Below are 12,949 nucleotides of genomic sequence, written 5' to 3'. Positions count from 1 at the left end.
AACTTATTTAAGCACTTCAATCGCTCTTTCGATACGGCGAATAGATTCTTCTTTTCCTAATGCTTCTGTAATATCAAATATATGAGGACCTTTTCCTTCACCGACTAATGCCAAACGGGTAGCATTCATTATATTACCCAAATGGTAGCCTTTGCTTTCGATCCAGGCTTTCACCTCTTCTTCCGTTCCTTCGATATCGAACGGTTCACGAACGCGCAGTACTTCGATCAGTTCTGCCAACTGGGCAGCAGAATCGGCCTTCCAGCGTTTTTTTGTTGTCTTCCCATCGTATTCGGTCGGAGCAACAAAGAAGAATGCACAAACATCCCACAATTCCTTAATAAAAGAAACACGGTCTTTCATCATGCCGACAACCTTCTCCACATATGCCGGATCGGCTTTTATACCGTGGCTTTCAAGGATAGGCATGAACAATGCTGCGACTTCTTTATTGTCTTTTTTCTGGATATACTGGTGGTTGAACCATTTTCCCTTTTCATAGTCGAACTTGGCACCGGCTTTGCTGCAACGGGTAAGATCGAAATAGTTGATCAGTTCGTCCATACTCATGATTTCCTGATCGTTACCGGGATTCCATCCTAACAGGGCCAGGAAGTTAACAACCGCTTCCGGCAGGTAACCGCTTTCACGGTAACCTGAAGAGATATCACCGGTTTTAGGGTCATGCCATTCCAACGGGAATACAGGAAATCCCAGACGGTCACCGTCACGCTTGCTCAGTTTACCGTTTCCTTCCGGTTTCAATAACAAGGCCAGGTGGGCAAACTGCGGCATCGTATCCGCCCAACCCAGATAACGGTACAGCAATACATGAAGGGGAGCGCTCGGCAACCACTCTTCGCCACGGATCACATGAGTGACTTCCATCAAGTGGTCATCGACAATGTTTGCCAGGTGGTATGTAGGCAACTGGTCAGCCGATTTATATAATACCTTATCATCCAGGATAGAAGAGTTGATTACCACTTCACCACGGATAATATCATTCACATGAATATCTTCGTTCGGCTCGATCTTGATACGGACAACATACTGGTTTCCGGCATCGATCAACGCCTTTGTCTCTTCAGCAGAAAGTGTCAGGGAGTTACGCATCTGCAAACGGGTAGAAGCATCATACTGGAAATTCGCAATTTCCTGACGTTTGGCATCCAGTTCGGCCGGTGTATCAAATGCAATATAAGCCAAACCGTCATTCAGCAACTGGTCGACATATTGTCTGTAAATAGCTTTTCGCTCGCTCTGACGATACGGACCGTATTCGCCACCAAAGTTCACACCTTCGTCGAATTTGATACCCAACCAGGTAAGCGCTTCAATAATATAAGCCTCCGCTCCCGGAACAAACCGTTGAGAGTCGGTATCTTCAATACGTAAGATCAAATCTCCGCCATTCTGTTTGGCAAATAAATAGTTGTATAAAGCTGTACGAACACCTCCGATATGCAGCGCCCCTGTCGGGCTGGGTGCAAAACGGACTCTAACTTTCCTTTGAGTCATAATTATTTCATTCTATAATAATGCGGCAAAAGTAGTCCTTTTTTTTCTCTTACTAAACTTTTTTATGTACATTTCGCCCTCAAATGAGAATCTTATGAAACTAAAAAACTATAGCATACATCCAGCCGTATATTTCATCGTGGCATCTTTGCTGATCGCCTACTTTTTTCCTCGCGAGGGAAAGTTCCGTTACCAGTTCTACGAAGGCAAGCCTGGAGGTACGGATTACTGACGGCACCAAGCGATTTTCCTATCTACAAGACTGATGCAGAAGTCGATGCCGAGAAAGATAGCGTTTTGAAAAACTTCGAACCGTATTTCCGTATGGATGCGACTGTCGAGAACACAGAAGTCGACAAATTGCGAGCCGCCTATGCCAATGGCCTGAACCGAAAAGCGACACCAGCCTATATGCATTATATCGAAAATAGTTTGATCAGCCTATATAAAAACGGGATTATCTCATCACAGGAACAGGAAAAACTGAAAATGGATAACTATGAGCGTGTCAATCTGCTGAAGAACAACATCGCCCACTCCCGGTATGCCAGTGACTTTTTCACCATAAAAACGGCTTATGAGTTTATCATAAACAATTGTCCGTCGCGTCTGGACAAATCGGTCCTGCAATCCTGCGATATAAATAACTATCTGAAGGAAAATATATCGTATGATGAAGCGATGTCGGAGAAAGTGAAAGACGATATGCTCCGGAGCGTATCCCTGGCAAACGGTATGGTACAGGCCGGAGAACGTATTGTAGACAGGGGAGAGATTATTGATAACCATACCTATAATGTACTGCGTTCATTGAAGATTGTGCACGAGACCAAGTCGGGCGGTGCACAACGCCAAAGCATTATTCTCGGAGGGCAGTTTGTATTGGTCTGCGGCATCATCTTCTGTTTCTGGTTATACCTGTGGTCTTTCCGGTTAAAGATATTGCACAACAGGCGGAATGCGCTTTTCCTTATTCTATGCATATTTGTCAGTTGCATATTAACGGAGTTATGCGTCACTTATGCGCTGTTCAATGTTTATATCCTGCCTTATGCGATCGTGCCTATTGTTGTCCGGACCTTCTTCGATTCGCGTACAGCCCTATTTACGCATCTGGTCATCGTGCTGATCTGTTCGCTGATGGTACCTTTCCCGCATGAGTTCCTGCTGTTGCAGATCATCGCCGGAATGGTGGTTACATTCAGTCTGAGAGACCTGTCGGAACGTTCGCAACTGATTCGCTGTGCATTCCTGATCTTTATGTCCTATACATTATGTTATATCAGCCTTGCCCTGTATCAGGAGGCAGACTTCAACAAGATCAACTGGTTGATGCTTCTATACTTCGGTATCAATTTCATCCTGCTGATGTTTACTTACATCCTGGTTTATATGCTGGAAAAAACATTCGGATATGTATCGAGCATCACGCTGGTGGAACTATCCAATATCAATACGCCTATTCTTAAAAAGTTGTCGGAAACATCTCCCGGAACATTCCAGCATTCCTTGCAGGTTTCTATCCTGGCATCGGAAGCCGCTGCAAAAATCGGGGCAAATGCCCAACTGGTCCGTACAGGAGCCATGTATCATGATATAGGAAAGATGGCAAACCCGGCTTTCTTCACCGAAAACCAAAGCAGCGTGAATCCGCACGGCCAACTGACTTTCGACCAGAGTGCCAAAGTAATCATAAATCATGTCACCGATGGAGTCAGGATTGCAGAAAAGGCATTGTTGCCCAAGGCCGTCGTTGATTTCATCCGTACACATCACGGATTAGGAAAGGCTAAATATTTCTATAATTCATTCAAAAACCAATATCCGGATAAAGAGATCGATGAAAAGGCGTTTACTTATCCGGGACCTAACCCGTTCTCGAAAGAGACTGCCGTGCTGATGATGGCAGACTCCGTTGAAGCCGCCTCCCGCAGCCTGAAAGAGCATACGGAAGAAAGCATCAGACAGTTGGTGGATAAAATTATTGACGGACAGATAGCAGACGGATTACTGAAAAGTGCCCCGCTGACGTTCCGGGATGTAGAGACGATCAAAAGCGTGTTTGTCGACAAGCTGAAAACAATGTTCCACACCCGTATCAGTTATCCCGACCTGAAGAAATAGTTTCAAGCAATCCTCCACAGGCGTCTTCCAGCAAATCGAGTACCAACTCAAAACCGGAGGCGCCCCCGTAATACGGGTCGGGGACATGATCATACAACTTATTACGGGAATATTCCGTCATCTGATGTATTTTAGCTACAGATTCCAGATCGGGAGCTTTCCGTTTCAGGTCATCTATATTCCGGTCGTCCATTCCGATGATCAGATCAAAATCATAAAAGTCAGTCGTACGAACCGGACGGGAAATAGAATCCAGCACATATCCCCGGCGGGAGGCATGCGCCCTCATCCGCTGATCGGCTCGTTCTCCCTCATGGTATCCCATGATACCTGCCGAATCGACTTCTATATAATTGTCAAGGCCGGCATCTTTTACCAGTTTCTTCATCACCGCCTCAGCCGACGGAGAACGACAAATATTTCCCAAACACACAAATAATAATCTTATCTTTTCCTGTTTCATTACAATGATAAATTAGTTGTTTAAGCCGGGTCCACATCATAATGCACCAGCAATTGCCTGAATGGCAAATAGCGTTGCATCTCTGAATGGACAGCCTCCAGTATTTCCCTGACAGGGGCAATGGCGGCGGCTATCTCTATTTTCAACACAATCTTCTTGATATGCAAAGTCTGCACACGTGTTACCGGAGGGGTGACAGGTCCCAGTACCCGTTCTCCGAGACGGGCATGCAGTTTCTCGGCATAGATCACCGACAGTTCCTGCAAAACCGACTCATTGCGGCTCCGGAGCACCAATACGATCAACCGATAATAAGGAGGATACCGGAACATGCTGCGCTCGCTCAACTGTAAACGAACCATTTCCTTATAAGCAAAATGTTGCACCATCCGTATCAGAGGATGTTCCGGCTGGGAAGTTTGCAAAACAACCATACCACGTTTATCCCTTCTCCCCGCTCGTCCGCTTACCTGCGCCATCAGTTGGAAAGCACGTTCGTGAGCTCGGAAATCGGGATAGTTCATCAGGTTATCGGCATTCAGGATTCCAACAATACTGACATTTCCAAAGTCCAACCCTTTCGACAACATCTGTGTTCCGATCAGTATCTGCGTCTTTCCTTTCTCGAAATCCGAAATAATACGTTCGTAAGCCGTACGGGTACGGGCGGTATCAAAATCCAGCCGCTCTACTTTGGCTGCCGGAAACTGGGAAGCAATCTCCTCTTCCACTTTCTCCGTACCGAATCCCATCATTTTCAACTCCGAACTCTGACATTCCGGACAATGGGGCGGTAACTGGATTGTATATCCGCAATAATGACAAACCAGTTGATTATGGTATTTATGGTAAGTCAGACTGACATCGCAATTCACACAATGAGGCACCCATCCGCAACTCTTACACTCGATCATCGGAGCAAACCCACGCCGGTTCTGAAACAGGATAGCCTGTTCACCACGTGCGATAGCGGCATTCACCTTTTCAACCAGCAAAGGAGAGAAAAGCGTATCCTTCATAATCTTTTTACGCTTCAGTTCCTTTATATCCGCCGTGATAATCTCCGGCATCAGACAGTCGCCGAAACGGGTTGTCAGTTCGACCAGTCCATATTTGCCGGTCGTTGCATTGAAATAGGAATCGATCGAAGGAGTAGCCGATCCCAGTAAAGTCTTTGCCCCATGCATCCCAGCCAATACGATCGCGGCATTACGGGCATGATAGCGTGGTGCCGGATCTTGCTGTTTGTAGGTGTTTTCGTGTTCCTCATCTACGATAATTAGTCCCAGATCCTTAAACGGGAGAAAGAGAGAGGAACGAACACCCAGTACGACCATGGGCTCGCCACCGTGAAGAAGTTTGTTCCAAACCTCCACACGTTCATTATCGGAAAATTTAGAATGATATACCAACAGTTTGTTTCCAAACAATTTAGCCAGCCGTTCCGTGATCTGGGTAGTGATGGCTATCTCCGGAAGCATATATAAAACCTGCCTGCCCATCTTCAGGACCTCGTCGATCAGTCGGACATAGATTTCCGTTTTTCCGCTCGAAGTAACGCCGTGAAGCAGGCAAACCTCTTTAGATGTAAATACATCGTGTATTTCGCCGTACGCTTTTTCCTGTGCCGGACTGAGCGGACTGAGCGATTGCAACCGGCATACCGGCACCTGCAAGCGTCCGACTTCTTTTTCATAGCTTTCCAAAACACCCCGCTTCAGCAGCCCGTCCAATATGGCAGCAGAACAGCCACTGTGTTCCAGCAACTCCTTTCTTGAAACCTCCTTACTCAACGACGGGTTTAAGGCATGACTCAAATCTAGAAAAGAGACCAGCAGAAGTTCCTGTTTCTTTGCCCGCTTAAAATCAGCAAAAACCTCTTGCAAACGCTCCTCGCTGGCATATTCCTGCGACAGCCGGATAAATGTCTGCATCTTCGGCACAAATCCGCGTTTCATCTCTTCGCTGACCTCGACAGCGCCGCGCACCATCAAGGAAGCCACAATCGGCACGACATTACGCAAACCGGTTCTTTTCTCCAGTTCGGATACGGTCAGTTTGAGTACGCCTTTAAAGGCATCCAATACAGCCTGCTCGTTGGGACGCAAAGGACCGTCAGCTACAAAATCGGCTTTATAGGTAACGGCTGTTTCACTTTCCAGCTTCAGCCCGGAAGGCAGGGCGGCTTTATAGACATCGCCCAGCTTACACATGTAGTAAGAGGAAATCCATTTCCAAAAACGAAGCTGCTGCCGGCGAAGCACAGGGGTTGCATCCAGCAGGGCATAAATTTCTTTCGTCTCAAAGTCTGTATCGGGCTTACGCTCGTGCACATCCATTACGATGGCCGTATAATAGCGTTTCTTGCCGAAATGAACGATTACCCGGCAACCGGGAATAACGGCTGTTTCCAGATCGGAAGGAATGCTATAAGTATAGCTATTTTCCAACGGCAGGGGTAGTATGACATCTGCATATTTCATTTACGAGGTCAAAAGTAACAAAAAAAGGGACATTAAAAAACTATTAGGGGACACAGACAACGCTGTCTGCATCCCCCAATACGAGCATATATTCCGGTTAGAACAAGATGGCAGCCGTAATAGACCATCCACGGTTCCTGGCATTCATATCATATTTTTCAGCACTGTAATTATCGGTCAGTCCCAAACCATAGTTTATACCGACCTGCAAATGACTGATCAGTTCCACTCCTGCTCCAAAATTAAGACCGGCACTAAAGTTCTTGGCCTTCACCTGTCCTACTACACTTCCGGGAATCTCCCAGAACTTATCGCCTCCTACACGGAAACCGATATACGGACCGGCAGCCAGATATCCTTTAATGATAGGCAGTCCGAACTTCCATTTCAAATTCACCGGAACATCGATATAATCTGTTTTCACATTCGTGGAAGTTCCTGCCTCCGACTTCACATCCATCCCTTTCTGTGAATAGAGGATCGCCGCATCCAATCCTATGCCTATCAACGGAATGGTTGTCTCGATCATCGGACCGATCTGAAACCCTGTCACATTATCCGCTTTCAGGATATCGGAATTCATATGAACGGATGATATGTTCACCCCACCTTTTATCCCAAACTTCAACTGGGACTTTGCCGGTACAGCTATGAATACCATCAAAATAACCAAAACTAAACCTGTAACCTTCTTCATATTGCCTGTTGTTAATTAATTATGCTTGCAAATAAACATACTTTTCGTAGAATAAACAAGTATAATATGAAAGGGTTTAATTTTATCATTCACCTTCGTTCCAGCCAGGATTCTGTGTCAATGCCGGATTCAAGGCAATCTCATCCGTCGGTACACAATACAAATAATATTTGTCCAACCAACCAAAACCGGAAGAAACAGGATCCTGATAACGATAGATAAACCCAGGTCCCGTACGAGGATCCGTTTCATTCTCTCCTACAGTCTGATATTTTTCCAAATAATCTGCCTTACCCGAAAGATCCGTGCAGGTTTCATCTATCCACATACCTTTCTGTTGACGGTTCACATACCATTTGGCACATTTCCAACGGCGAACATCATAAAAGCCAAAACCTTCTCCCATCAATTCAATCATACGTTCACGACGAATCTCCACAGAACCGGGGCTATCAACTTTCCAGAGTCGTCAGTACCACGTTTCGGATCAAAGCTTTCGTTAATTTCCGAAACCGTCATTCTTCCCACTCCGACACGTTCACGTAATTTATTTATGGTACGATCGGCTATTTGCTGGTCAAACTCGCCCAACTCATACTTACACTCTGCGTAATTCAACAGGATTTCCTCTATTTTAAATATCGGCAAATCCGGACTGTTTAAATTCGCAGATTGATTTCTATCCCAGTTGTTGTAACATTTCCATACGTAATAACCACTATTGCAAGTCTGATAAGCTCCGTTCGTACGGGTTGCATTGTTCAAATGGGGTGCCTCGTTCATGGGAGCATCTCCCCAGTTTTGAGTAGGAAGCCGCTTCATACCACGATTCAAATCACCTCCGAAAGGCAACGTCGCAGTAGAAACAGACTGACCGTGATTGGCTCCGAAAATATCGATAAACTCACGATCTTCCGGTTTATTGGTGAAAAACCAGTTCTTATCAGCCGGAATACCATCTTCCTGATAAGCACCCAACTCCGGATAAGCAGTAGCTTCCGTTTTTGAAAGTACCCTGAAAGGCGGCATTACGACATGCCACAAACGTGGATCACGATTACGGAATACGGCATGTATGCTTCGGTTCTCCGGTCCGAATTGATATTGTTTCGAATTAGATATTGTTTTACCATCCTGACACAAATACATATCCACCGTATATTGCGGCATTTCATAATTATGTGCAGCAATATGTTCATAATCGCTAAAACGGTGAGGATTCACTTCCCCTACAATCCGTTTATAAAAGATAACCCCAGGAACACCTTTCAAGTTCAGGCTTGTCCATAATTCTCCATAACCGGCTCCCGGAACAGGTTCTCCCTTATCATTCTTAGCCACACCCTGGTATAAAGAAGGGTAATCGGCCATCAACAACTCGGAATACTTCGCACAGGCCTGCAAATATTTCTCTGCATCTCCCAATCCATGATATTTACGCCATGTGCCTTCACGCAGGCCGAAACGTGATATCAATACACGGATACAATCCCGGTTTACCGAATTATCGCCATCTTTGGCGGAGCTTCCGATGTTTGCTTCTGCCCAAATCAACCGATCCAAAACCTTTGCAGCAACTTCGTCTCTCGACATCCGTGCCATAAAACGTTCTTCCGAATTATCCGTAATAATTTTATCGACCCAAGGGATATCCCCAAAACGGTCTATCAATTCCATATACCAGAAAGAATGGAAGAAAAAGCCTACTGCTTTCCAATGATCCATTTCTTCAGCAGAAAGCACGCCATCTTCCAAGTGAGAAAGCATAATATTTACACGACGGATATATTGAAAATCCCAACCATTACCGGATGCAGAGCGGGTGACATCCTGAAAAGCATAATTGTTATATCCGTTTTTCTGTCCTAAATAACCGGCCCAGAAATCTCCGCGGTATATCGATTTTGCCCCATAGCCGTTCACTGCCGTCCGAATGGTTACATCTGAGAACATTTCATAACATGGGTACATAAAATACCGATAATTATCATATGATAAAAAGGAGTTTCCTTCCGTTAAATCCGTTTTGGGATACTTTTCGAGAAAGTCATCGTTACACGCAGAAAATATAACTCCCAACATTACTAAAAATCCTATAACTAGTTTTTTCATTGTGATCGTATTTTATAAAATTAAAACGTAACATTCAAACCAAACGATATAGTACGATAAGCAGGATAACTCCAACTTAATGTTTCCGGGTCAAAGCCTTTAGGCAAAGAAGAGAAAGTCAACAAGTTTTCAACATTTGCAAAAAGTTTCAACTGCTGTACCAATATCGGAGTCAACCATTGTTTCGGGAACGTATAAGCCAATGATATGTTTTTCACTCTCAAATAAGCCCCGCTATTCAAATACTTGTCAGAGATACGTGTATTGGATCCCACCGAGTTAGCAACCGTATAATCATAGATACGTGGCAATTGGGCATTCGGATTCACCGGATTATAGTTTCCGCCGGCGGCATCAACCGGTTGCCAGTAATCTGTCTGATTATAATAAACGGGAAGATAAACAGCATCGGTCGGGCCTGCAGCACCAAACGGGAAGATAGCAGATCCCCCTAACCATACATCTCGTTTTCCGACTCCCTGCAATAAAATACTCAAATCAAACCCTGCGTAATTAACTCCCAAACTAGCTCCCAACTGATAGCGGGCACTGCTGTTTCCCAAAACCTTACGGTCTCCCGGGTCTTCCACAGTACCGGCACCGGCTGTAATCGTATTGACAGTACCGTCCGCATCACTCAGGTTTTTAAATTTAATGTCCCCCGGACGTAAGCGGCCATTGTAGCCTTCTATACCGGTCACACCTTCTTTCAATTTCCAGCTGACCGCATCCTCAAAATCATCTATCGTATAAAAGCCGTCCGTTTCATATCCCCAAATTTCACCCATGTACATGCCTTCACGATAGCGTTTTCCATCCTGCGCATCGTTTCTGTCATAGAACAAACCAGAGGTATTCTTATACTTAGTTACTTTCGTACGAGAATCGGATATGTTAAATCCGACAGAGTATCCTACCTTTCCTATCCGATCTCTCCAGGAAACAGCCACTTCCCAACCGTTAGTACGGATATCCGCCGTATTCTGATAAGGAGCAGAAGCCCCGACAATAGCCGGCAATTGTTCTCCGGGTGCCAACATCCCTGTTGTATTACGCTGGTACCAGTCAAATGTTCCACGTAAACGGCCATTCAACAAAGTCCAATCCAAACCGACATCCGTTGTTGCTACATCTTCCCAGGAAAAATTAGAACGGACCAAAGAAGGAACACCGATAACATTTACAGCTACATCATTATTCAACCATACATTCTTGTTTTCCAAAGTCATGGATGGAGTATACAGATAAGGTTTGATATTCTGGTTTCCAATAACGCCCCATGAAGCACGAATCTTCAATTCATCCAACCAACCTTGTGTACTTTCCATAAAAGCCTCCCGTGCGACCTGCCATCCCAAAGAGACCGAAGGGAAAAATCCGAAACGAGAATTTTTAGGAAATTTGGAAGAACCGTCATAACGTCCGTTCACCTCCACCAGATATTTATTCGCATAATTATAATTCAAGCGGAAAAAGGCACCGCGGATCGTATATTCCTGGTACTTGTCTACCAACTTTGTCAAAGTTTTATCGGTAGTACCTCCCAACGAAGGCACTTCAGGCACAGCTTGATTATATACGATAGACTGTACATCTTCGTAATAACTGGACTCCTGATTAAAACCAACCATTACATTCATGTTATGATCTTTAAAAGACTTCGAATAATTGGCATATATATTAAAGGCGTTATAATCCGTAAAATAATGTCGTTTCTCATAACTATCCTGATTAACGTTCCATCGAGGAGTCTCCTGAATATCTATAAATTTTTTCTTCGCATCATAGAATCATACAAAACATCATTCTTATCAAATGTATATTCAAATACTGCTTCCAAATCGGCAATAGGTTTAAATATCGATTTTAAGAAAATACGTGGATTAGCCGTAACCGTCTTCTTCTTATTATTATATAATATACTGTTTAACGGAGTGTTATAAGGTAAATTTTCCTTATCTGCCACACCATAAATATCACCGGATGTTCCATTAGGGGAATAAGATATCAAACGGGTCGTATACAAATTATCGCCGGAAGGCATTGATTTCGTTCCTTTAGCATACTTAATATCTACAACCTGCGTAAACCAACTCGTCACATCCGCAGACATATAAGCCCCGACATTAAGACGCTCATACTTATCGGCAGAAGTCACCAACGGGCCATCCTGGGAAGTATATCCTCCGGAAAAACGATAACGAACCTTATCCGTTCCGCCCGATGCCGACAAGTTATGATTCATAATAAAACTGGTTTCCATAAAAGCTTTATACGGATCTTGTTCATTCAAATAATATACATTTCCGTCATCCCCTTTATACAAGCCGTCATTTACGATATTAAAAGCGCCCGGATTGGCTTTATAGTCCTGCAAATATTGTTTCCATTTAGCTACATTTTGTTTGCCCGCCCAATAAGAATCGCTAAACCCTGCTTCCAGATACATTTTAAAATACTCGTCAAGCATGGCTTGTTCGGGTAAATTCATCGCTGTTTCAAAACCTATATTGTTATTATAGTTCAAATGAAACCGTTCACCCTTTTTCGGTTGCTTGGTGGTAATAATAATTACTCCGCCAGCGGCACGCGCACCGTAAATAGCTGTTGATGCTGCATCTTTCAAAACAGAAATAGCATCGATATCATTCGGATTGATCATATTCAGATCCCCTTCGACATTGTCGATCAAAACCAGAGGACGAATCACCTCGCCTGAGCCTAAAGAAAAGGCATCGCGAATCTGTATTTTTTTATTCGTTCCACCAGGTTCATGATTTCCCGAAACAAACAAACCGGGAACAGCTCCCTGCAAAGCTTGTGTCGTGTTTGCCAATGGGCGGTCACCCAATGCCTCTTCCATTTTCACCTGAGAAATAGCACCTGTCAGATTCTCTTTTTTCTGAACACCGAAACCTACGACCACAACTTCATCCAACGTCTGCGTATCTTCTTTCAGCTGAACATCGACAACAGAAGATGTTACTTTTATGGTCTGCTTTGCATATCCGATATAAGATATCTCTATTATCTTTTCCGTTCCTTGAAACTCCAACGTCATTTTCCCATCCATATCGGTAATGCCGCCATTGGTCGTACCTTTTTCGACAACACTGGCTCCTACTACCGGTCCCAAAGCATCTGTCACCCTAACAGTAATACGCCTCACTTGCTGCTGATCAGATACTCCGTAATTTTTCTGTTTAGAATTTGACTTATAAATGATAATTCGCTTATCATTTATAACAAAATCAGCATGCTGATTTTGCAACGCTTTTCTCAAAAGAGTTTCTACGGAGTTTTTTTCCCAGTCGACAACTACCCGTTCATTCAAATTCAGGTTTTTGTCACGAATTAAAAAAGAGTAATCAAACTTCTCTTCAATCAAATCGAACAGCTCCTGCAAAGTGGTACTCTGGTTCTGAACAGATAAGTAACAAGATTTTAAGTCCGCAGCAAAAACCGCCTCTGTGGTCATCGGCAAGCTTGCGAACATACACAAGGTCATCAAACACCTTCCATTTCTCTTCAAATTGGTTAATTTCATGA

4 protein-coding genes and 3 pseudogenes are annotated in these 12,949 nt (G+C 44.2%); 1 reads left to right on the top strand and 6 read right to left on the bottom strand.

Annotated elements, in window-relative coordinates:
• Nucleotides 1–3: 3 nt before the first annotated feature.
• Complete coding sequence (gltX, locus tag DXA15_RS03995) at nucleotides 4–1,521, bottom strand: glutamate--tRNA ligase (RefSeq protein ID WP_128133204.1); 1,518 nt, start codon at nucleotides 1,519–1,521, stop codon at nucleotides 4–6.
• Nucleotides 1,522–1,615: 94 nt separating this feature from the next.
• On the opposite strand from gltX, the pseudogene DXA15_RS03990 reads away from it, so the two are divergent.
• A pseudogene (locus DXA15_RS03990) lies at nucleotides 1,616–3,645 on the top strand (HD family phosphohydrolase).
• Here DXA15_RS03990 and DXA15_RS03985 read toward each other — a convergent pair.
• From DXA15_RS03985 to DXA15_RS03965, 5 genes and pseudogenes are all read right to left on the bottom strand, one after another.
• The gene (locus DXA15_RS03985) at nucleotides 3,620–4,108 is read right to left on the bottom strand and encodes a low molecular weight protein-tyrosine-phosphatase (RefSeq protein ID WP_128133203.1); all 489 of its coding nucleotides are present in this window, start codon (nucleotides 4,106–4,108) and stop codon (nucleotides 3,620–3,622) included. The pseudogene DXA15_RS03990 and the gene DXA15_RS03985 overlap by 26 nt on opposite strands.
• A 20-nt stretch (nucleotides 4,109–4,128) precedes the next feature.
• A complete protein-coding gene (gene priA / locus DXA15_RS03980; protein WP_128133202.1) occupies nucleotides 4,129–6,591 on the bottom strand; it encodes a primosomal protein N' in 2,463 nt (820 codons plus the stop codon).
• Nucleotides 6,592–6,688: 97 nt separating this feature from the next.
• A complete protein-coding gene (locus DXA15_RS03975) occupies nucleotides 6,689–7,288 on the bottom strand; it encodes a porin family protein (protein ID WP_128133201.1) in 600 nt (199 codons plus the stop codon).
• Between the two features lie 85 nt (nucleotides 7,289–7,373).
• Nucleotides 7,374–9,400, bottom strand: a pseudogene (locus DXA15_RS27525) (RagB/SusD family nutrient uptake outer membrane protein).
• 20 nt (nucleotides 9,401–9,420) lie between these two features.
• A pseudogene (locus tag DXA15_RS03965) lies at nucleotides 9,421–12,947 on the bottom strand (SusC/RagA family TonB-linked outer membrane protein).
• Nucleotides 12,948–12,949: the final 2 nt, after the last annotated feature.

The organism is Parabacteroides sp. AM58-2XD (genome assembly GCF_003463685.1).
In the GTDB taxonomy this organism is placed as follows: Bacteria; Bacteroidota; Bacteroidia; order Bacteroidales; family Tannerellaceae; genus Parabacteroides; species Parabacteroides segnis.
This window is presented reverse-complemented; position numbering and strand designations above follow the sequence as displayed.